We start from the raw sequence: 20,162 nt of genomic DNA, 5'->3' as shown, positions 1-20,162 counted from the left end.
ATCGCCTCCCAGCCGTCCCGCAACCGGCGTGTCACCGCTGGTGACAGGGCGTTCGTCATGGGGCGTGGCCGCCCGCCACGAGAACGTCGTGCGCGTGCAGGTCGCTGAGGTCCCACTCGGGGAACGGATCCGGCAGGCGCCGCCAGAAGTCCTCGCCGGAGGCGATTTCGGGGTCGGTGAGCAGACACTGGTGCAGGGCCGCGCGGAGGCCGTCGGCGTCGAGGCCCACCCCGATGAGGACAAGTTCCTGTTGCCGGTCGCCGAACTCCGGGTGCCACCGGGCCCGAAGCTCGTCCCGTTCGTCCGGGTCCTCCGGCCACTCGCCGGAGACCGCCACCGGCACCCCGACCGGGTCGCACCGGCCCGTCGGGCCGGCCTGCGACCACAGTGCCTGCACCTGCGGACGGGTCGCCAGCCAGAGGAAGCCCTTGGAGCGGACGACCCCGAAGTCGTCGAGCCTGCCGGTGAGCAGGTCCCAGAGCCGTTGCGGGTGAAACGGGCGGTGGTCGCGGAAGACGATGCTGGAGATGCCGTACTCGATGGTCTCGGGAACGTGCTCGCCGTTGAGTTCGGCGACCCACCCGGGCGCGGTCTCGGCGCGCTCGAGGTCGAACCGGCCGGTGTGCAGGATCTCCGCCGGGGACACCCGGCCGTGTACGGCGCGCACCTGACGGGCGGCGGGATTCAGGCGGGTGATCAGCGCCTCGACCACCGCCAGATCGACGGCACCCACGAGGTCGGTCTTGTTGACCACGATGACGTCGGCGAACTCGATCTGGTCGACCAGCAGGTCGGCGATCGTCCGGTCGTCGTCCTCGTACGCGGCGAGCCCTCGGTCCTCAAGCGACGCCCCGGCCCGGATCTGGGCGACCAGACCGGCGGCGTCCACAACGGTGACGGTGGTGTCCAGCCGTGCGATGTCATCGAGCACCTGCCCGCCGTCCACCCCGAAGGCGAACGTGGCGGCCACCGGCATCGGTTCGGAGATGCCGCTGGACTCGATCAGCAGGTAGTCGAAGCGGCCCAGCCGCGCGAGCCGGGCCACCTCGTCCAGGAGGTCGTCGCGCAGCGTGCAGCAGATGCAACCGTTGGTCAGCTCCACCAGTCGCTCCTCGGTCCGCGACAGCGTCCCACCGTCACGGACCAGCGTGGCGTCGACGTTGATCTCGCTCATGTCGTTGACGATCACTGCCACCCGCAGGCCGTCCCGGTTGGTTAGGACGTGGTTGAGCAGGCTGGTCTTGCCGGCGCCGAGGAAACCGGACAGCACCGTCACCGGCAGCCGGGCGGTCACGACTCGTCCACCACCTGGCGGCCCTTGTACAGCCCGCAGTGCGCGCACGCCCGGTGGGGGACCACCATCTCCTTGCGCGGGCAGGGGCACGGGGTCAGCTGGGGCACGCTCGCCTTCCACTGCGCGCGCCGGTGCCGCGTGTTCGACCGGGACATCTTCCGCTTCGGTACGGCCATCGGGAAACTCCTCTGCTCAGCGAACCAAGCTGAGCATAACGGTTTCCATTTTCATATCGTCCATGGGGGCGAGCCTGACCCAAGGCTCGGCTCGACGATTTCGACGGCTGCCGGACCTCAGCGGGCCGGCGCGTCGCGGCCGGTACGGTCCCCGACCGCCTCGGCAACGAAAGGTGCGGCCGGCCCGCGTGGCAGCGAGCCGCCGCACCTTCGCGATGTCCGCTCCGTGAGGCGTGCGCGGGTTTGATCAGACGGTGAGGGTCCAGGTGTTGAGGTAGCCGGTGTCCGCGGAGTAGACGTCGCGTACCTGCAGCCGCCAGGTACCGTCCGCCGCCTCAGAGGAGAGGTTGACGGTGTAGGTGGCGTTGACGTTGTCGGCGCTGTCCGAGCCGCTGCTGTTCTTCAGCCGGTAGCTCGTGCCGTCCGGGGCGAGCAGGTCAATGACCAGGTCGCCGCGGTAGGTGTGGACGATGTTGACCGCCACGGTGGCGGTCGCCGAGGCGGTGCGGCCGCAGCCGGAGATGGTGATGGCGCTGGTCACGGCCGAGCCGGCATCCGGGATCGCCACGTCCGTGCCGTTGGTGCCGGTGCAGCCGGTCGGCGGGGGCGGAGGCGGCGGGGTGCTGCCGTTGACGACGTAGAGCAGCTTGTTGGGCGAGCCGGTGCCCGGGTTGCCGACCACGTTGCTGGTGGCGTTGGTCACCAGGTAGTCGCGGACCTGCTGGGGCGTCCAGGACGGGTTGGCGCTGGCCACCAGCGCCGCCGCGCCGACCACGTGCGGGGTCGCCATCGAGGTGCCGCTGATCGTGTTGGTCGCCGTGTCGCTGCTGTTCCAGGCCGAGGTGATCGACGAGCCGGGCGCGAAGATGTCCAGGCAGGTGCCGATGTTGGAGAACGACGACCGGGCGTCGCTGCTGGTGGTCGAGCCGACCGTGATCGCCTCGGTCACCCGGGCCGGTGAGGTGTTGCAGGCGTTCGCGCCGGTGTCGTTGCCGGCGGCCAGGCCGTAGGTGACGCCGGAGGCGATGGAGTTGCGCACCGCGGCGTCCAGGGTGGTGTCGACGCCGCCGCCGAGGCTCATGTTGGCCACCGCCGGCTTGACCGCGTTGGCGGTCACCCAGTCGACGCCGGAGACGACGCCGGCGGTGGTGCCGCTGCCGGAGCAGTTGAGCACCTTCACCGCGACCAGCTGCACACCCTTGGCCACCCCGTACGCGGAGCCGCCGACCGTGCCGGCGACGTGTGTGCCGTGGCCGTTGCAGTCGGTGTTGTTGCTGTCGACGGTGTTGGTGCCCCAGGCGGCCCGGCCGCCGAAGGTGCTGTGCGTGGTCCGGATGCCGGTGTCGATGATGTACGCCCGGACGTTCGAGGCCGTGTTCGGGTAGGTGTAGGAGCTGTCCAGCGGCAGGTTGCGCTGGTCGATACGATCCAGGCCCCACGACGGCGGGCTGGTCTGGGTGCCGCTGATCGAGACGGTGTGGTTCTGCTGCACGTACGCCACGGCCGGGTCGGCGGCGATCCGCGCGGCGGCGCGCGCATCGACCCGTACCTCGAAGCCGCGCAGGGCCGCACCCCAGGTGCGGGCGACCGCGCCGCCGTGCCGAGTGGTCAGCCGCCGGGCGGTGTCGCCGACCCGGGCCCGGGTGACCGAGGCGTCCTTGAACACGACGATGTAGCTGTCGGCGACGGCGGTGGCGCCGCCAGCCTCTTTGACCACGCCGACCCGGTCGGCCGCCATGGCGGGCGTGGCCGCCATCAGCATCGTCAGAGCCGCGGCCCCGACGAGTGCGGACTTGCCTGATGGACGCATCTGCATTCCTCCTCCGGTCGGAGCCAAGCCGTCGAGCTGCGGTAGCAGAGCGATCGACCGGCACCGATTGACGACGATCATAGGAGCCGCCGCCCCTGCCGGGGCATAGCAGATGATGAATATTTTTAGGGTATGGCCCACGCCAGCCTCGGCGCTCACTCAGCAGGCGTCCAGTTCGACCCCATCTGATCATTTCCGCGTCACCTCGATTGACGACGCCTGTCCGCTTTCGGCCGTCCCGGGTGTTCCAGCGGCTACAGTAACGCGCATGAAAACGGTTATCGCTTGGACGTTCCCGGAGGGTCAGCTGTGAAGATCGCGTTCGTCGGCAAGGGCGGCAGCGGCAAGACGACCCTCGCCGCCATGTTCGCCCGCCACCTCGCCGGCCGTGGCCCGGTGCTGGCCATCGACGCCGACATCAATCAGCATCTGGCGGTGGCCCTCGGCGCGCCGGTCTCCGTCGCCGCGCAGCTGCCGCCGCTCGGGGAGCACCTACCCATGATCAAGGAATACCTGCGGGGGACGAACCCGCGGATCGGCTCCGCCGCCGAGATGGTGAAGACAACCCCGCCCGGCGCCGGATCCCGGCTGCTGCGGGTGGCGGAGGACAACCCGGTCTACGCCGCCTGTTTCCGTGACATCGGCGGGGTGCGCGTCGCGGCCACGGGCGCCTTCACCGCGGAGGACCTCGGCGTGGCTTGCTACCACTCCAAGGTCGGCGCGGTGGAGTTGCTGCTCAATCACCTGCTCGACGGGCCGGGCGAGTACGTGGTGGTGGACATGACCGCCGGAGCCGACTCGTTCGCCTCAGGGTTGTTCACCCGCTTCGACCGCACCTTCCTAGTCTGCGAGCCGACCCTGCGCAGTGTCGGCGTCTACCGGCAGTACGCCGGCTACGCCCGCGACTACGGGGTCGCCCTGTCCGTGGTCGGCAACAAGGTCGAGGACGCCTCCGACGTGGACTTCCTGCACGAGCACGTGGGCGCCGACCTGCTCGGCTGGGTGAGCCGCTCGGCGTACGTGCGGCGGGCCGAACGGGGCGCGGTCGAGCCGTTGTCACAACTGGAGGCGGCCAATCGGGCCGTCCTGGCCCAGCTGGCCAGCGCGGTGGACGACACGGTGCAGGACTGGGAGGCGTTCACCCGGTACGCCCACGAGTTCCACCGGCGCAACGCGGCCGCCTGGGCCAACGATCGCACCGGCCTCGACCTCACCGCCCAGATCGACCCCGACTTCCAGCTCGGTCCGGCCCGCCCGAGCCTGCCGGCGGCGGTAACCGCCTGACATCGTGGGGTGCGCCCGTCGAGCGTCGGCGGGCGCACCTGGCAGGGCCGCCCAAACCTCCGCCACATGCGCCGATGCTGATATGCGCACCTCGCGCTTAGACAGCGTTATTGGAAATGGCTACCGTTCCCTTCATTCCGGCAGAAGGAGCGGTAGTGAAGAGATCCATCCGTACACTTGGGGTGGCCCTGGCGGTCGCGGCGCTCGGTGCCGTCGCCGGCTGCGGCTCCTCGGACAACGGCACCCCGCCGGCCGCCGCAGGCGGCACCGTGGCCGTGGTCGCGACGACGCCCGAGGTCGCCGACTTCGCCCGGAACGTCGGTGGCGACGCGGTGACGGTGACCCAGATCATCAAGCCGAACGTCGACCCGCACGAGTACGAGCCCACGCCGGCGGACATCCAGGCCATCGGCAAGGCCGCTCTGGTGGTCAAGAACGGCGTCGGCCTGGAGGAGTGGCTCGACCAGACGATCGAGTCGGCGGGCTTCACCGGCACCGTGGTCGACACCTCGCAGGGCGTGGCCCTGCGCAAGGGCGACCCGGGCGACGAGGAGATGGCCGACGGCGACCCGCACATCTGGCACAACCCCCGCAACGCCAAGGTCATGGCGGAGAACATCGAGAAGGCGCTCGTCGCCGCCGACAAGGGCCACGCCGACACCTTCCGCGCCAACTTCCAGGCTTACGCGGCGAAGCTCGACAAGCTGGACGCGGACAACGAGCGCAAGTTCGCCGCGCTGCCGGCCGACCAGCGCAAGCTGGTCACCAACCACGACGCGTTCGGGTACTACATCGACCGCTACCAGCTGCAGTTCGTGGGCTCGGTGATTCCCAGCCTGGACACCTCCGCGGAACTGTCGGCCAAGCAGTTGCAGGACCTGGTGGCGAAGATCAAGGCCACCGGCACCAAGGCGATCTTCAGCGAGAGCTCGCTGCCCCCCAAGGCCGCCGAGGCGATCGCCCGGCAGGCCGGGGTGAAGGTGGTCGGCGGGGAGGACGCCCTCTACGGCGACAGCCTGGGCCCGGAAGGCACGCCCCAGGGGACGTACCTCGGCGCCGAGGAGCACAACACGGACACCATCGTGGCGGCCCTCGGTGCCTGATCCAGCCGTGGCCGACGCCGCCCTGCGCCTGGCGCGGGCCGGCGTCGGCTACCGGGGTCGCGCCGTGCTCACCGACGTCGACCTCACCGTGGCGCCCGGACAGGTCCTGGCCCTGGTCGGGTCGAACGGCGCCGGCAAGTCCACGCTGATCAAGGCGGTGGTCGGGCTGGCCGAGGTGGTGTCCGGCACGGTCACCGTCCTCGGCCGCCCGGCCGCCCGGGCCCGGGGCGCCGCGGCGTACGTGCCGCAGGTGGACGCCCTCGACGCCGACTTCCCGGTCACCGCCGCCGACGTCGTGCTCATGGGCCGTTACCGACCGACCCGCTGGCTGCGCCAGGTACGTGCCGCCGACCGCACGATCGCCGCCGAGGCGCTGGACCGGGTCGGCCTCGCCGATCGGGCGCGGACCCGCTTCGGCCTGCTCTCCGGCGGGCAGCGGCAACGCGTCCTGCTCGCCCGCGCCGTCGCCAGCCAGGCGCGGCTGATGCTGCTCGACGAACCGTTCAACGGCCTCGACTCTGCCAGCCAGGACGTCATCCTGCACATCCTGCGGGACCTCGCCGCCACCGGCACCGCCGTCGTGCTCAGCACCCACGACCTCGGCATCGCCTGCGACCTGGCCGACACCGCGTGCCTGATCCACGCCGGCCACGCCCGCACCGGCCCCACCGCCGACATCCTGTCAACCCTGCCGGGCCGCTACGGGTACGGCAGCCAGGCCCCCGAGCTGCACCACAGCGGCACCGCGGGAGCCTGACCATGGCGAGCAACATCCTCACCGACCCGTTCGACGCGCCCTTCATGGCCCGCGCCCTGACCGAACTGCTCCTGCTCGCGGTCGTGTGTGGGCCGGTCAGCGTGCTGGTGTTCCTGCGCCGGCTGGCGTTCGTCGCCGACGCGTTGACCCACACCGTGTTCCCCGGCGTGGTGCTGGGTTTCCTGGCCGCCGGCTGGAACGGCATCCCGGGTGGCGCCCTCGTGGCCGGCCTGCTGACCGCGGTCGTGCTCACCGCGCTCACCCGCCGTGCCCGGCTGACCGAGGACGCCACCACCGCCGTGCTGCTGACCGCCATGTTCTCGATCGGGGTGGTCCTGGTCTCCCGGCAGCACTCCTACACCAGCGATCTGACCGCGTTCCTGTTCGGTCGGCTGCTGACCGTCACCGCCGCTCAGCTCACCCAGACCGCCGTCCTGGCCCTGATCGTGCTGATCTACCTCGCCGTGACGGCCCGCCCGCAGGTGCTGCGCGCGTTCGACCCGGCCGGCGCCGCCTCGGCCGGATTCCGGCTGACAGCGCTCGACCTGGGCCTCAACGTGGTCGTCGCGCTCGTCGTGGTCGCCGCCGTGCAGGCCGTCGGGACGGTGCTGGTGATCGCTTTGCTCATCGTGCCGGCCGCTACCGCCCGGCTGCTCACCGATCGGCTCGCCGTCATGACGCTGGCCGCCACCGCTTCCACCGCCCTCGCCGGCTACCTCGGGCTACTCGCGAGCTGGACGGCCTCGGTGGAGCACGGCATCCGCCTGACCTCGGCCTCGGCCGTGGTTCTGGTCCTGGTGGCCACCTACCTGCTCGCGCTGCCGGCCGGCGCGCTGCGCCGCCAGCGCGAACGACGGCGCGCACCCGTCCTCGCCGGGACGGAAGGGGCCCGATGAGCTGGTTGCTGGAGGACACGCTGCGCCGGGCGATCGTGGAGGCGGTCGCCGTGGGCGTGCTCACCGGCCTCGTCGGCGTCCATGTGGTGCTGCGGCGGCTGTCGTTCTTCACCATGTCGATGAGTCACGCCACCTTCCCGGGTGTCGTCGCGGCCTCCCTGCTCGGCGTCAACATCTACCTCGGCGGTGTCCTCGCCGGCCTGCTGGCGGCGGCGGCCGTGGCGGGACTGTCCCGCGCCCGCGGTCAGGAAGCCACCGCCGCGACCGGAGTCATCCTCTCCGCCGGCTTCGCGCTCGGCGTCGGGCTCGTCGCCACGCAGAACGGCTTCAGCCGAGACCTGTCGTCCTTCCTGGTCGGTTCCATCCTCACCGTCTCCACGCGGGACCTGATCGCCACCATGGCCGTCCTGGCGCTCGTCGCCACCGCGTTGCTGCTGGGCGGCCGCCGCCTCGCGTACGTCGGTTTCGACCCCGCAGGCGCCCGGGCCGCCGGACATCCCACCTGGCTGATCGACCTCGGCCTGCTCGTGCTGGTCGAACTGGTCGTCGTGGCGGTCGTTCCCGCCGTCGGCACCATTCTCGCCCTCGCCCTCATCGTCGCCCCGGCCGCCGCCGCGCGGGCCTGGACCGATCGCCTCGCCCCGATGACGGCTCTCGCCGTCGCGTTCGGCGTCGGCAGCGCCGCCGCGGGACTCTGGCTGTCCTGGTACGCGGAGGTCGCGGCGGGCGGGAGCATCTCCCTGGCCGCCACCGGGGTGCTGCTCGTGTCCCTCGCCGCGACCTCGCTGCGGGACCGGCTGCGAGCCGCCCGGCCGGCCGCCGCATGAACACCGACGTCGACCCCACGGACAGCGGGCCGCACATCGACTCGGCCGTCGACACCCTCCGGCTCATCGCCCATCCGCTGCGGATCCGGATCCTGCTCCACCTGCGCAAGGCCGACGCCTGCGTCACTGACCTGAGCGCCGCGCTCCGCATCCCACCGCCACACGTCTCGCACCAGTTGCGCCACCTCCGGCACGCGCACCTCGTCCGCCGGTACCGGGACGGGAGCCGGATGAACTATGCGCTCGCCGGGGACCTCGCCGCGTCACTCGTCGACGATGTCCTGCGCTACTGCCGCCACCACTTCGACCGAACGCCAAGGCCCGCCGCCGATCCGGACGAGGCTTCCGGGTCGATGCCGACGGCACTTACGTCGGACGGCCCTGCGTCGGCGACCAGAAGATGTGAGGCGCACTGAGGCAGGCTTCGCCGACTGATCCCCGCTGAAGGGCTGGAAGCCGGAGCGGTCGATCCAATCTCGCCAATAAGTAGTCACATGCGCATCTCGGCATGTATCTTCGTTCAGGACAGCCGCTATCGGGAACCTGAACCAGGAAGACACGAACCCATGACCACTGCAACGACCCATCGGGTCCACGATGACGCTCACCAGCACGTGCACGGCCGGGGCTGCGGGCATGACCCGGTGATCCATGCCGGGCATCTCGACTACCCGCACGACGGGCACCGGCACCACGCCCACGACGGGCACTATGACGAGTGCGACCAACAGACCCATGCCGAAGCCGAGAAGCACGACCACCAGCACGGCGAAGGCTGTGGCCACGTCCGGGTCGAGCACGACGGGCACGTCGACTTCCTGCACGACGGGCACGTGCACACCCGCCACGGCGACCACTACGACGAGTGCTCGTCACAGGCCCACGTGCCGGCCGAGGCGCACCAGCACGTCCATGGCGAAGACTGTGGCCACCGCGCCGTCGTGCATGGCGACCACGTCGACTACGTGCACGACGGGCACCGCCACGCCAGCCACGAGGGGCACTACGACGAGCACTGATGCCGTGCGATGACACGTGCGCGACTGGACATGAGCCTGCGGCGTCGGGGATCCCGAGGTTAATCGAGAATGAGAACGGTTTCCACTATGGTGGCGGGATGACCGACGACTATCAGATCTCCGGGGAGTACCTGCATCTGCTCAGCGAGCCCGCTTGGCAGGCCCTCGGCACGCCGGTGGCCGAGGCGCTGCGGGGCGCGTCCGGTGCCGCGACCCTGCTCGACGTGGGCGCCGGCACCGGGTTGGGTACCGAGGTGCTCGCCGGGGCCGTCCCGGACGGCGACGTGGTCGCGGTGGAGCCGTCCCCGGTACTGCGGGCGGTGTTGCTGTCCCGGATCGCCGCGCGGCCCGACCTGCGGCAACGGGTCACCGTGCTGGCCGGCGACGCGCTCGGTGTCGACCTGCCCGACCGGCTCGGCGCCGTGCTGGCGATGAACATGATCGGCCACCTCAGCCCGGAGGGGCGTCGGTTGTTCCTGCGGCGGGTGGCCGAGCGTCTCGTGCCCGGCGCGCCGCTGGTGCTGAACCTGCAGCCACCGGCGGAGCCGACGTCGGTTCCGTTCGAGGTCTTCGCCGCGGTGCCGGTCGGCCGCCACACCTACGAGGGCGGCGGCTCGGCGGAGCCGTCGGGCCCGGACTCGGTGACCTGGCGGATGCGCTACCGGGTCCTCGACGCCGACGGCACCACGGTCCGGGAGGACCACGCCGCCTACCACTGGCACGTCACCGCGTCCGAGGTGCTGCTCGCCGAACTGGCCGAGGCGGGCTTGGTCGGCGAGGTCGGGCCGCTGGACGTCGTCCGGGCGGTACGCCGGCCCTGACGTGTGGGACCACCGCCCGGCCGACGACGTCACCGCACGGCGGCGAACACGTGCTGGCCGAGCGCGGCCAGCGGATCGTCCACCTCGGGCAGCGCCAGCGCCGGGGTCAGTCCGGCGGCGGTGAGCTGGGCGAGCCACTGCTCCCGGCTCAGGAAGATCCGGCCGGTGCCGGCCCGCAGGTCACCGCTGCCCGCAGCCGGCACCCCCGGCCGGGCGGACATCAGGAACTGGATCGACGTGGCGATCGGGTAGTGCTCCCGGCAGGACTCCACCAACACCAGCGTGCCGCCGGGGACGAGCAGCTGCCGTAGGCCCGTGAGCAGTCGTGACACGTCGACCGCGTTGTGGGCCACGTTCGCCGCGAGCACCACGTCCTGGCTGCAGATGCCACATGTTCCCTTGCGCATGAGACGATGCGTTTGTGAGCAAACAGCCGCTGGACCGCTACGAGCAGGTCGGGGGCCTGTTCCGAGTGCTGGCCTCGCCGGTGCGGGTGGCGATCGTTGATCTGCTCGCCGAGCGGGAATACCTGGTGCACCAGCTGGTGGAGGCGACCGGACTGGCGCAGCCGCTGGTGTCCCAGCATCTGCGGGTGCTACGGGATGCCCGGCTGGTACGGGGAGCACGTCGCGGACGGGTCATCGTGTATGCACTCCGTGATGCACACGTGGCGCACATCGTGCGCGATGCCATCGCTCACACGGCGGAGGATGGACCAGCATGACCAGCGCCGATCACCTTCGGCGTCGCCGCGCACGAGTTGAAATGCCCGGATGAGGCGCACCGTCGGTGCCGGGGTGTCGGTATGTCCCAGCCGCAGATGCTCGACGTGAAAATGGCCTGGTCCAGGAGTTCGGCGACGTGGTGGTCGTAGAGCGCGTAGACGATCGAGCGCCCGTGACGCTCGCCGGCGACCAGGCCCAGGTTCTTGAGCAGCCGCAGCTGGTGGCGGCGGCGAAGTCGGCCGGACAAGTCGGGCTTTCACCCCGAACAGCAGCGGCGAACAGCGCAAGCCGAGTCCGCTCAGATCCCCGTGGTCCCGTCAGGGTCACCGGGCGATGGATCCGCGTCAGGATGGGCGGCGGCGTAGCCGGCGAGCAGTGCGTCGAGCCCTGACTGGAACAGCCGCTCGTGGTCGAGCGCGAAGAACCGATGGCCGAGCGTGCCGGCCGCCGCGTAGCTGGCGACGATGTCCTCGGTGAGGCCCTCGATGAATGCGTGGGCTCGCCGCTCTTCGACCTGTGGCTGCGGCGGGCGGCGGCTGTCCTCGACCGCGACGCGCGTGAAGACCCAGCTCATGACGGCCGCGCAGACCTCCGCCGCCGTCGACGGCGCGAATCCGGCCCGCAGCACCTGCGCCGCCAGCAGGTCCAGGATCCGGTACGCCTGCCCACCCGCCGGCCCGTGTGACATCAGCCACGCGGACAGGCCGGGATAGCGCCGTAGCACGTCGCGCTGGGCCACCGCCCAGGCCCGGACGTTGACGGTCCAGGACATTTCCGCGTCGAAGCGCGGTTGGACGAGCTTGCCGATCTCGTCCGCGACGGCGGCGGCGAGGGCAGATCGATTGTCGACATATCGATAGACAGCCATCGGGGTGATACCCAGGCGATCGGCCAACGCGCGCATGGTCAGCCCGGAAAACCCGCGCTCGGCTGCGACGTCGAGCGCCGCTGCGACGATGCGCTCGTGGCTGAGCCGGGCCATGTTCATCCCATCACACCCTTACCGGTGTTGACAACCACTTTCAACTCCGTAGTCTACTGCGTATACCGGCGGGCGGCCCTGCCCGCCTCATACGCAAGGAACCTCGCACATGTCTGGAATACAGCGACGGAGCCTGCTCGGCCTCGGCGCGCTCGCCACCGCCGGGCTGGCGGTCGGCCTCGGCGGATGCTCCAGCGATGACGGCCGGCGGGCGTCCTCGGGCGGGCGGCTGCGGGCCGCGTTCGCCGGAGGCGGCTCGCGTGAAACCCTCAACTACCTTGTCGGACCGACGGCGCTCGACTACGTGCGCGCCCGCCTGGTGCACGGTGCGCTCGGCGCGATCGACGCCGCAGCTCCGGACGGCGTGCGGTACGGCGTGCTGGAGGCGATCGAGGTCAGCGACGACCTGTCCACGTACACGCTGCACATCCGGCCAGACGTCGCCTTCACCGACGGCTCGACCCTCACCGCGAGCGATGTGCTCTACTCGCTGCGTGCGCCGAAGCTGCTGAACGGGCTTCCGTTCACCCAGATCCTCACCCGCAACTTCGACCTCGACCACGCGCGCACCGAAGGGTCGCGGACCGTCGTCCTGCCCACCGCGCGCCCGATCGCGGACGGCCGCCTGCTGATGTGCCAGAGCATGCTCGCCATCAAAGAGGGCACGACCACATTCACCGCCGACACCCCGTCGTGCGGGCCGTTCACCATCGGCGCGTTCCGGCCGGGACAGGGAACGTCGTTGGCGCGCAACCCGACCTACTTCGGCCCGGCGATCGGCGAGACCGTCACGCTGGACAATATCGAGCTGCTGTCCATACCGGATGGTCAAGCCCGGGTGAACGCGCTGCGCGGCGGGCAGGCTGACTTCGTCAGCACCATCGATCCGCTGACCGCCCGCACGCTCGCCGGCGACGGCAGGATCGCGGTGACCACCAGCCGGCCGCCGTTCGTCTCCTGCCTTCAGTTTACGATGAACCCGGCCTTTCCGCCCTTCGCCGACGCCCGGGTCCGCCGTGCGTTCCGCCTGGCGGTGAACCGGCAGGCCATTGTGGACTCCGTCTACTTCGGCCGGGCTCTCGTCGGCAACGACGTGCCGGGACTCGGGTTCCCCACCTATCACACCGGGCTTGCCCAACGGGCGTACGACCCGGACGAGGCCCGCTCGCTGCTGGCTGCGGCCGGGCACGGCAACCTGTCGGTCGCGCTCACGGCCGGCCCCGAACTGCCCGGCATGGTGCAGACCGCGACACTGATCGTGGAGAACCTGCGGGCCGTGGGCGTCAACGCCACGCTGAACGAGCTTCCGCCGGGACAGCTGTTCGCCGACTACGCCGCCTACACCAAACTGCCGTTCGCTGCCGGCTACTCGCCGCCCGCGCTCTTCGAGCCCAACCACGTTCCAGGTCGGTTCCCGCAGGTGGACGCGCTCGTCGAAACGGCGCGCAGCGCCCGGTCGGCGCAGGAGCGGCTGGCGGCCTCCCACGAGGCGCAGCGTCTGCTGTGGGAGGAGGGCCACCAGATCGTACCGGTCTTCGTGCCGACGACCGACGTGCAGACCCGGGCCGTCGCCGGCGTACGGTCCCTGCAGTTCCCCGACCTCAGCACGGCAACCCTCGCGGGGTAGCGGCGGATGTCCTGGCTGCGTTTCGTCGCCGGCCGGCTGGCGGTCGGCGCCCTGACCCTGGTCACCCTGTCGCTGTCCGTCTTCTGGGCGACCGAGGGGCTGCCCGGCGACGTGGTCGGAGTGCTCTCCGGCACGGACGCCACGGCGGCCGAGCGGGTCCGGCTACGTGAGAGCCTCGGCCTGGACCGCCCGGCCGCGCAGCGCTACCTCGACTGGGTGTCCGGGGCGGCCCGCGGCGACCTCGGCGAGTCGCTGGTCACCGGACGTTCGGTCGGTGACGTCCTCGCCGAGCGGGTCACCAACTCGCTCGGGCTGGTCGCCATCGCCATCACCGTCATCGCCGTGATCGCGGTGACGGTGGGGACGCTGAGCGGAATGCGGGCCGGAACCCGGCTCGACCGTTTCGTCTCCACCGGGGTCGGTGGGCTGATCGCCCTGCCCGACTTCCTGGTGGCCGCGCTGCTGCTGACAGTCTTCGCGAGCGTGCTTCGGCTGGTGCCCGGGGTGTCGCTGGTGCCGGTCGGCGACACGCCGTGGCAGCACCCGCAGGTGCTGGTGCTGCCCGTGGTCAGCCTCGTCATCGGCGGGCTCGGCGCCGCCACCCGGTTGCTGCGGGCCAGCATCATTCCGGTCGCTGCCGGCCCGTACGTCGAACAGGCCCGGCTGAACGGCGCCCGCGGCATCGGCCTCGCCCTGCGCCACGTGCTGCCCAACGCCGCCGGGCCGGCCGTACAGGCGCTGGCCGTCATGACCGCCGGACTGGTCGGCGGCAGCATCGTGGTGGAGACCCTGTTCACTTTCCCGGGCGTCGGGCACGAGCTGAGCCAAGCCGTCGCCAGCCGAGACGTGACGATGGTCCAAGGGCTCGCGCTCGCGCTGGGCGCGGTGACCCTGGTGGTCCTGCTGGCCGGTGACCTCGCCGCACGTGCTCTCGACCCGACCACCCGCCGGTCGGTCCCGCGATGAAGTCGTTACGGGTTGGACTGATCGTTCTGCTCACCGCTGTGGTCGTCTTCGGACTGTTGGGGCCGTGGCTTCCGGTCGGCTCCGCCACCGCGCCGGCCGGGCGGCCGTTCGCCCCACCCGGCCCGGGCCATCCCTTCGGCACCGACTTCCTCGGCCGTGACATGCTCGCGCGGCTGGCCGACGGAGGCCGCATGATGCTGCTGCAAGCCATCGGCGCGACCGTCGCCGGAAGCGTCGTCGGCATCAGCGTGGGAACTCTCACCGGCCTGTCGACAACGCCCGTCACACGGGTCATGCTCCGGGTCGTCGACGGCCTGTCGGCCCTTCCACCGCTGCTCGTGCTGCTGGTGCTCGCCACCGGTACGCCGGGTAACGAGGTCGTCGTCGCGGTCGCCATCGCCGCTGTGAGCATCCCGTTCTCCGTGCGGGCGGTCCACGCCGCCACCCGCGACGTGGTCCGGCAGCCGTACGTGGCGATCGCCCGCGCGCGCGGCGACGGGCCACTGCGCATCGTCCGCTACGATGTCCTGCCCAATATCCTCGAGGTGGTCGGCGCCGAGGCCGGTATCCGGTTCATCGCCGCCGCCCAGTTCGCCGCGACGGCCGGCTTCCTCGGTCTCGGCGCGTCGGCACCGGCCGCGAACTGGGGCCGTCTGGTACGCGAGAACCTGCCCGGGCTGGACCTCAACCCCGCGGCCCTGCTCGTTCCGGCGGCGCTGCTGGTCGCGCTCGCCGTTGCCGTCACGGCCTTCGTCGACCGCTTCGCGGCCGGCCCGGCGACACTGGCGCGGGTGGTACCCCGATGAACGTTGTCGAGGTGAACGGGCTGGGGCTGCACGGGGCGAACCGTGCGGTCGTCACCGATGTCTCGCTGGCGCTGGCGCCGGGGCGGATCCTCGGCCTGGCCGGACCGTCGGGCGCGGGCAAGACCTCGCTCGCCCACGCGGTGATCGGCTACCTGCGTCCAGGGCTGACCGTGGCCACCGGCTCCGTGCGGGTGTGCGGGTTCGACCCGTTCACCGCGTCCGGATCTCGGGCGGTGCGCGGTAGCCGGGTCGGGTACCTCGGACAGGACCCGGCCAGCGGCCTCAACCCCGCTCGCCGGATCGGTTCGCAGCTCGCCGAGGCGCTGCGCCGCCGCCCCGGACTGTCCGACCCCCGGGCGACCGTCGCCGAGGCGGCCGAGTCCGTACGGCTGCCGGCCGACCTGCTACGCCGCTACCCCCACGAACTCTCCGGCGGGCAGGCCCAGCGCGCCGCCCTCGCCGCCGCCCTGGTCGGGCGCCCGGAGCTGCTGATCCTCGACGAGCCGACCAGCGGCTTGGATGTCACCCTGCGACGGCAGGTCACCGAGCTGCTTTGCGGACTCGGTGCCGGCACGAGCGTCCTTCTGGTCAGCCATGACACTGAGGTACTGCGGCACGTCGCCCACGACGTCCTGCGGATGGCGGCCGGCCGGCTCGTCGCGTCCGCCGGGCCGGTCGCCGTGCCCGCGCCGGTCACCGTCCCCGCCCCGGCTGTTGTCCCCGCACCGGCGGCCGTGTCCGCGCCGGCCACCGTCCCCGCCCCGGCTGTTGTCCCCGCACCGATGACCGTGTCCGTGCCGGCGGCGGCGTGCGGCAGCAGCCCCGCCAGCAGGTCGGACACTCTGCTGCGGGCGGCCGGGATCGTCGCCGGCTACGGCCGGGCCACCGTCCTCGACGGGGTCGACCTGCATGTCGACCCGGGACAGTGCGTGGCGGTCGTGGGCGACTCCGGTTCCGGCAAGAGCACCCTTGGGCGGTGCCTGGCGGGTTTGCAGGCCCCGTGGCGCGGTCAGATCGCCGTACGGGGGCGGGCCGTGCCGTGGCCGGCCGGGCGGCGTGGCGCCGACCGGGTCGCCGTCTGCTACGTACCGCAGGACTCCCGCTCCGCGCTCAACCCACGCGAGCCGGTGGCCGTGGCGCTGACCCGAGCTGGTCGCGCCGCTTCCCGCGCCGGACGGCAGGCCGCGGACCTGGCCACGCTGCTGGACCTCGTCGGCCTGCCCGGCCTCAAGGACCGGTATCCGGGGCAGCTCAGCGGCGGTGAACGCGAGCGGGTGAACCTGGCCCGCGCCCTCGCCACCTGCGGCGACGTGCTGATCTGCGACGAGGTCACCGCGTCCCTCGACGAGCAGTCCGAGCGGAGTGTGCTCGACACACTCGACCGGCTGCGCCACGAGCTGGGGCTGGGGATCGTCCTCATCACGCACTCGCCGGTCGTCGCGGCCCGCGCCGACGCCACTCACCATCTCGCGGAAGGCCGCCTGACGTGATCTCATCTGCCCTACGCCGGCTCGTCCGGCCCGTCGCACCGCTGCTGGTCGCGGCCGTCGCCGCCCAGGCGCTGGCCGCCGCCGCCACCGTGGTGCCACTGATCGCGCTCGCCAGCTACGCCGCCGCCTGGCTGCGCGGAACCGCCCACGCGGCCAGCCCGACCCCCGCCCTCGTGGCGGCCGCGTCGGCGGTCGCCAGCGTCCTGTTGACAGCTCTGGCCGGCTGGCTCAGCCACCGCGCCGACGCGCGGCTGCAACTGCTCCTCCAGCGCCAGCTCATCGCCCACCTCGCGCGGCTTCCGCTCGGCTCGCTCACCAGCCGCGGGGCGGGGCGCATCAAGAAGACAGTGCACGACGACGTGGGCAACCTGCACTACCTGGTGGCGCACACGATCCTCGATGTGACGACGGTCGTCACCGCGCCCGTAGCGGCGCTGGCCTACCTCGCCACGCTCGACTGGCGGGTCGCCGCCGTCGCGCTGGCCCCCCTGATCGCCGGCGTGCACCTGTTCATGCGCGCCATGTCCGGCTCGGGGGCGAACTTCGTCAGGTACGCGCAGGCGCAGTCCGCGGTCAACGCGGCGATTGTCGACTACGTGCAGGGCGTACCGGTGGTGAAGGCGTTCGGGCGGGCACGTAGCGCGCAGGAGACCTTCGCCCGCGCCACCGACGCCTTCCACGACTTCTTCAGCGCGTGGTCGCGCAGCACCGCCGCCGTCACCACCGCGTCGTGGCTGGTGGTCACGCCCGCGGTCACGCTCGCCCTGTTCGCCGCGGCCGCGCTGCTGCTCCTCGCGGCCGGATGGAGCACGCCGGACGCGGTGCTGGCCCTGGCTCTCGCCGGACCGGCGGTGGCCGCGCCGGTCGCGGTCGTCGGGCCGCGGTTGCAGGCGATCCGGACCGCCGGTTCGGCCGCGGCGGCGATCGTGGAGGTGCTCGACGCCCAGGCGATGTCGTGGCGTACGGGCACCCGGCAGCCGGCCGACGCCGGCGTGGAGTTCGACGGGGTGCAGTTCGGCTACCTCGGTGGGCCGGCCGTCCTGCACAGCATCACCGAGACGTTGCCGGCCGGCAGCTTCACCGCGCTGGTCGGGCCGTCCGGCTCAGGCAAGTCGACGTTCGCGAGCCTGCTGGCCCGCTTCCACGACCCGACTGGCGGCGCGGTCCGGATCGGCGGGGTCGACCTGCGCGAGCTGTCCGAGGAACAGCTGTACGCACACGTGAGCTTCGTGTTCCAGGAGACCGTCCTGCTGCACGGCAGCATCCGGGACAACCTGACCGGTGGCCGCGAGGTCGGCCAGGACGATGTCATCCGGGCGGCGACGGCCGCGGCAATCCACGACCGGGTCATGCGCCTGCCCCGCGGCTACGACTCGGTCGTGGGCGAGGACGCCGAACTCTCCGGCGGCGAGGCACAACGCGTCGCCATCGCCCGGGCCCTGCTGCGCGACACCCCGATCCTCGTCCTCGACGAGGCGACGGCGGCCACCGACCTCGCGACCCAGTCGACGATTCAGCGGGCGCTCGGCGTGCTCGTACGCGGCCGCACCGTGCTGGTGATCGCCCATCGGCTGCGCACGGTGACCGCCGCCGACCAGATCCTCGTCCTCGACGGCGGTCGCATCGTCGAGTCCGGCACCCACCACGAGCTGCTGGCCGCCGCCGGGCGGTACGCCCGCATGTGGGCCGCGCAGGAACCCACTATGGAGGGAGAGCCGTCGTGCTCGGCCGCCTGATCCGCCTCCTGAACCGACGCGAGGCGCGGGACCTGCGCGCGCTCGTGGCATGGCTGTGTGCGGCGGCGGCGCTCCAGGGCGTCGCGCTCGCGTTGACGGCCCCGTTCTTCATCGACCTGCTCGCCGGCCGCCTCGACGCGGCGCTCGGCTGGCTGATCGCCGTTGTGGCCGCCACCGGCACCTTCGTCGCCGTGCAGGCCGCCGCCCAGTTGCGCGCGTTCCGCGCCGGCATCCAGACCGCCCGGGCGCTGCACCACCGGATGGCCGATCACATCGCCCGCCTGCCGCTCGGCTGGTTCAGCCCGGACCGCACCGGCATGCTGACCGCGCTCAACACCGCCGGCATACCGGCCCTCGCGTCGTACCCGGCCCTGCTGCTTCGGCCGCTGGCCACCGCGGTGGTCACGCCCGCCGCGGCGGCGCTGGCGCTGCTGCCGGTCGACTGGCGTGCGTCGCTGGCGGTGGCCGTTTGCGGGGCCTCGCTCGCCGTTGTCGCGCGGGCGGCCGGCGCCCGCACCCGCCGGGTCGACGCCCAGCGCCACGCCGCCGCCGACCGGGCCGCGCACGGGGTGATCGAGTTCGCCAACGCCCAGCAGGTGCTCCGCGCGAACGGCGCCGCGCGACGACCGCACGAGCTGGACGCCGCGCTCGTCGGGGCGTACCAGGTCAACCGGCGGGCCGCGGGTGCCATGCTGCCTGGCATCGTCGGTTTCTCGTTCGCGCTCCAGATCGCGTTCGCCGCCGTGCTCGGGCTCGGTGTGCTGTTGATCCTGCGCGGTGGCCTCGATCCCGGCGTTTTCCTGGGCGTCACGGTCGTGGTCGCCCGGCTCGCTGCCATCGCGACGACCGGCGCCGAACTCGGCGTCGCCCTACGGATGAACGCCGGCACCGTCGACCGGATCGCGCAGGTGCTCGACACCGCGCCACTACCCGAGCCGCGCCCGGCCACCTCGATACCCGCCGTGGATGCGGGCCGCGACCTCGTCGCCGAGTTCGAGTCGGTGTCTTTCCGGTACGACTCGACGCCGGTCCTGCACGACGTGTCGTTCCAGCTTCCGGCCCGGGGGCTCACCGCGCTGGTCGGCCCGAGCGGAGGAGGCAAGACCACAGTCACCCGGTTGCTGGCCCGATTCTGGGACGTGTCGTCCGGCTCCGTACGGGTACACGGACGGGACGTGCGCGACATCCCCACCGACGAGCTGCTGCGTGAGCTGGCCATCGTCTTCCAGGACGTGTACCTCTTCGACGGCACCGTCGAGGACAACGTGCGCCTCGGGCGACCCGAAGCGTCGGAAGCCGAGGTGGCCGCCGCCATGGAACTCGCGGCCCTCACCGACCTCGCCACTGACGCCGGACGGGCGGTACGGGTCGGCGCCGGCGGTGCCCTGCTGTCCGGCGGCCAGAAACAACGCATCTCGATCGCCCGAGCGATCCTGAAAGCGGCCCCGATCACCGTGCTGGACGAGGCCACCGCCGCCCTCGACCCCGAGAACGCCCTGGTCGTCCAGCGCGCCATCACCACTCTTGCCGATCGGGGCAGCGTCCTGGTGATCGCGCACCAGCTGCGCACCGTCGAAGCCGCCGACACGATCCTCGTGCTCGACCAGGGCCGCATCATCGACCAGGGCACCCACGAGCAGCTGCGCAAGCGGCCGGGCATCTACGCCGACTTCGTCCGCCAACGGGAGGCCGCAGAAAGCTGGGCATTCCGGTGACCGCCTACGTCGAGCCGGCCTGGAGCGCGTGCCAGCGTTGCCGCTGCGGTCGGCTGGTGCACGGTCCCGTCCGCAGCGATGGGCAGCCACCGGTCGGTTCCCGATCTCGTCCTCAGCTGGCGTTGGGC

21 protein-coding genes are annotated in these 20,162 nt (G+C 71.9%); 15 read left to right on the top strand and 6 right to left on the bottom strand.

The window, feature by feature from the left end; translation table 11 throughout:
• Nucleotides 1–55 precede the first annotated feature (55 nt).
• The 3 genes from F8274_RS03290 to F8274_RS03280 all read right to left on the bottom strand — a co-directional run bounded on the left by F8274_RS03290 (nucleotide 56) and on the right by F8274_RS03280 (nucleotide 3,280).
• A complete protein-coding gene (locus tag F8274_RS03290; protein ID WP_151460764.1) occupies nucleotides 56–1,294 on the bottom strand; it encodes a GTP-binding protein in 1,239 nt (412 codons plus the stop codon).
• Nucleotides 1,291–1,470, bottom strand: coding sequence for a 50S ribosomal protein L32 (gene rpmF / locus F8274_RS03285; RefSeq protein WP_151460763.1), 180 nt, complete (start codon nucleotides 1,468–1,470; stop codon nucleotides 1,291–1,293). The genes F8274_RS03290 and rpmF overlap by 4 nt, the downstream gene beginning before the upstream one ends.
• A 247-nt stretch (nucleotides 1,471–1,717) precedes the next feature.
• Nucleotides 1,718–3,280 (bottom strand): S8 family serine peptidase, encoded by a 1,563-nt coding sequence (locus tag F8274_RS03280; RefSeq protein WP_151460762.1) that lies wholly within the window; start codon nucleotides 3,278–3,280, stop codon nucleotides 1,718–1,720.
• Nucleotides 3,281–3,589: 309 nt separating this feature from the next.
• On the opposite strand from F8274_RS03280, the gene F8274_RS03275 reads away from it, so the two are divergent.
• The 8 genes from F8274_RS03275 (at nucleotide 3,590) to F8274_RS03240 (ending at nucleotide 9,987) form a co-directional block, all read left to right on the top strand.
• A complete protein-coding gene (locus F8274_RS03275; RefSeq protein WP_151460761.1) occupies nucleotides 3,590–4,564 on the top strand; it encodes an ATP-binding protein in 975 nt (324 codons plus the stop codon).
• Between the two features lie 182 nt (nucleotides 4,565–4,746).
• Nucleotides 4,747–5,667 (top strand): metal ABC transporter substrate-binding protein, encoded by a 921-nt coding sequence (locus F8274_RS03270; protein ID WP_225853580.1) that lies wholly within the window; start codon nucleotides 4,747–4,749, stop codon nucleotides 5,665–5,667.
• Nucleotides 5,660–6,424, top strand: a complete 765-nt coding sequence (locus tag F8274_RS03265; protein ID WP_225853579.1) for a metal ABC transporter ATP-binding protein — start codon at nucleotides 5,660–5,662, stop codon at nucleotides 6,422–6,424. The genes F8274_RS03270 and F8274_RS03265 overlap by 8 nt, the downstream gene beginning before the upstream one ends.
• Nucleotides 6,425–6,426: 2 nt before the next feature.
• On the top strand, nucleotides 6,427–7,320 hold the full coding sequence (locus tag F8274_RS03260) for a metal ABC transporter permease (RefSeq protein ID WP_151460759.1): 894 nt from the start codon (nucleotides 6,427–6,429) through the stop codon (nucleotides 7,318–7,320).
• Nucleotides 7,317–8,147: a metal ABC transporter permease gene (locus F8274_RS03255; RefSeq protein ID WP_151460758.1), complete on the top strand. Its 831-nt coding sequence runs from the start codon at nucleotides 7,317–7,319 to the stop codon at nucleotides 8,145–8,147. The genes F8274_RS03260 and F8274_RS03255 overlap by 4 nt, the downstream gene beginning before the upstream one ends.
• Nucleotides 8,144–8,563 (top strand): helix-turn-helix transcriptional regulator, encoded by a 420-nt coding sequence (locus F8274_RS03250; protein WP_151460757.1) that lies wholly within the window; start codon nucleotides 8,144–8,146, stop codon nucleotides 8,561–8,563. Before F8274_RS03255 ends, F8274_RS03250 begins: the two co-directional genes overlap by 4 nt.
• A 150-nt stretch (nucleotides 8,564–8,713) precedes the next feature.
• Nucleotides 8,714–9,166 carry a hypothetical protein gene (locus F8274_RS03245; RefSeq protein ID WP_151460756.1) on the top strand — a complete coding sequence of 151 codons (453 nt, stop codon included), beginning with the start codon at nucleotides 8,714–8,716 and terminating at the stop codon, nucleotides 9,164–9,166.
• A gap of 98 nt (nucleotides 9,167–9,264) precedes the next feature.
• Entirely contained in the window at nucleotides 9,265–9,987 is a 723-nt protein-coding gene (locus tag F8274_RS03240) for a trans-aconitate 2-methyltransferase (RefSeq protein WP_151460755.1), read from the top strand.
• Nucleotides 9,988–10,016: 29 nt separating this feature from the next.
• Here the strand turns inward: F8274_RS03240 and F8274_RS03235 are convergent, their stop codons facing one another.
• The gene (locus tag F8274_RS03235; protein ID WP_151460754.1) at nucleotides 10,017–10,394 is read right to left on the bottom strand and encodes a class I SAM-dependent methyltransferase; all 378 of its coding nucleotides are present in this window, start codon (nucleotides 10,392–10,394) and stop codon (nucleotides 10,017–10,019) included.
• Nucleotides 10,395–10,408: 14 nt separating this feature from the next.
• Between F8274_RS03235 and F8274_RS03230 the strand changes: the two genes are divergently transcribed.
• Nucleotides 10,409–10,711 (top strand): helix-turn-helix transcriptional regulator, encoded by a 303-nt coding sequence (locus tag F8274_RS03230; protein ID WP_151460753.1) that lies wholly within the window; start codon nucleotides 10,409–10,411, stop codon nucleotides 10,709–10,711.
• Here F8274_RS03230 and F8274_RS32435 read toward each other — a convergent pair.
• A complete protein-coding gene (locus F8274_RS32435) occupies nucleotides 10,684–10,959 on the bottom strand; it encodes a hypothetical protein (protein WP_305070066.1) in 276 nt (91 codons plus the stop codon). The two genes, F8274_RS03230 and F8274_RS32435, sit on opposite strands and share 28 nt — an antisense overlap.
• 51 nt (nucleotides 10,960–11,010) lie before the next feature.
• Entirely contained in the window at nucleotides 11,011–11,700 is a 690-nt protein-coding gene (locus tag F8274_RS03220) for a TetR/AcrR family transcriptional regulator (protein ID WP_151460752.1), read from the bottom strand.
• Between the two features lie 298 nt (nucleotides 11,701–11,998).
• Between F8274_RS03220 and F8274_RS03215 the strand changes: the two genes are divergently transcribed.
• Genes F8274_RS03215 through F8274_RS03190 form a run of 6 tightly spaced genes read left to right on the top strand, consistent with a single transcriptional unit; the run spans nucleotide 11,999 to nucleotide 20,034 of the window.
• Nucleotides 11,999–13,321, top strand: a complete 1,323-nt coding sequence (locus F8274_RS03215; RefSeq protein ID WP_225853578.1) for an ABC transporter substrate-binding protein — start codon at nucleotides 11,999–12,001, stop codon at nucleotides 13,319–13,321.
• Between the two features lie 6 nt (nucleotides 13,322–13,327).
• Nucleotides 13,328–14,287: an ABC transporter permease gene (locus F8274_RS03210; protein ID WP_151460750.1), complete on the top strand. Its 960-nt coding sequence runs from the start codon at nucleotides 13,328–13,330 to the stop codon at nucleotides 14,285–14,287.
• Nucleotides 14,288–14,325: 38 nt separating this feature from the next.
• Nucleotides 14,326–15,093: an ABC transporter permease gene (locus F8274_RS03205; protein WP_225853577.1), complete on the top strand. Its 768-nt coding sequence runs from the start codon at nucleotides 14,326–14,328 to the stop codon at nucleotides 15,091–15,093.
• A complete protein-coding gene (locus F8274_RS03200) occupies nucleotides 15,090–16,583 on the top strand; it encodes an ABC transporter ATP-binding protein (protein WP_151460748.1) in 1,494 nt (497 codons plus the stop codon). Before F8274_RS03205 ends, F8274_RS03200 begins: the two co-directional genes overlap by 4 nt.
• Nucleotides 16,580–18,319 (top strand): ABC transporter ATP-binding protein, encoded by a 1,740-nt coding sequence (locus F8274_RS03195; RefSeq protein ID WP_151460747.1) that lies wholly within the window; start codon nucleotides 16,580–16,582, stop codon nucleotides 18,317–18,319. The genes F8274_RS03200 and F8274_RS03195 overlap by 4 nt, the downstream gene beginning before the upstream one ends.
• Nucleotides 18,304–20,034, top strand: coding sequence for an ABC transporter ATP-binding protein (locus F8274_RS03190; protein ID WP_192579683.1), 1,731 nt, complete (start codon nucleotides 18,304–18,306; stop codon nucleotides 20,032–20,034). Before F8274_RS03195 ends, F8274_RS03190 begins: the two co-directional genes overlap by 16 nt.
• The last annotated feature ends 128 nt before the right edge of the window (nucleotides 20,035–20,162 follow it).

The sequence above is a fragment of the Micromonospora sp. AMSO31t genome (assembly GCF_008868175.1).
In the GTDB taxonomy this organism is placed as follows: Bacteria; Actinomycetota; Actinomycetes; order Mycobacteriales; family Micromonosporaceae; genus Micromonospora.
This window is presented reverse-complemented; position numbering and strand designations above follow the sequence as displayed.

Excerpts from the sequence above, each read along its gene's own strand:
- rpmF (WP_151460763.1), bottom strand. The coding sequence starts at position 1,470 with ATGGCCGTACCGAAGCGGAAGATGTCCCGGTCGAACACGCGGCACCGG.
- F8274_RS03280 (WP_151460762.1), bottom strand. The coding sequence starts at position 3,280 with ATGCGTCCATCAGGCAAGTCCGCACTCGTCGGGGCCGCGGCTCTGACG.
- F8274_RS03260 (WP_151460759.1), top strand. The coding sequence starts at position 6,427 with ATGGCGAGCAACATCCTCACCGACCCGTTCGACGCGCCCTTCATGGCC.
- F8274_RS03255 (WP_151460758.1), top strand. The coding sequence starts at position 7,317 with ATGAGCTGGTTGCTGGAGGACACGCTGCGCCGGGCGATCGTGGAGGCG.
- F8274_RS03250 (WP_151460757.1), top strand. The coding sequence starts at position 8,144 with ATGAACACCGACGTCGACCCCACGGACAGCGGGCCGCACATCGACTCG.
- F8274_RS03245 (WP_151460756.1), top strand. The coding sequence starts at position 8,714 with ATGACCACTGCAACGACCCATCGGGTCCACGATGACGCTCACCAGCAC.
- F8274_RS03240 (WP_151460755.1), top strand. The coding sequence starts at position 9,265 with ATGACCGACGACTATCAGATCTCCGGGGAGTACCTGCATCTGCTCAGC.
- F8274_RS03235 (WP_151460754.1), bottom strand. The coding sequence starts at position 10,394 with ATGCGCAAGGGAACATGTGGCATCTGCAGCCAGGACGTGGTGCTCGCG.
- F8274_RS03220 (WP_151460752.1), bottom strand. The coding sequence starts at position 11,700 with ATGAACATGGCCCGGCTCAGCCACGAGCGCATCGTCGCAGCGGCGCTC.
- F8274_RS03210 (WP_151460750.1), top strand. The coding sequence starts at position 13,328 with ATGTCCTGGCTGCGTTTCGTCGCCGGCCGGCTGGCGGTCGGCGCCCTG.
- F8274_RS03200 (WP_151460748.1), top strand. The coding sequence starts at position 15,090 with ATGAACGTTGTCGAGGTGAACGGGCTGGGGCTGCACGGGGCGAACCGT.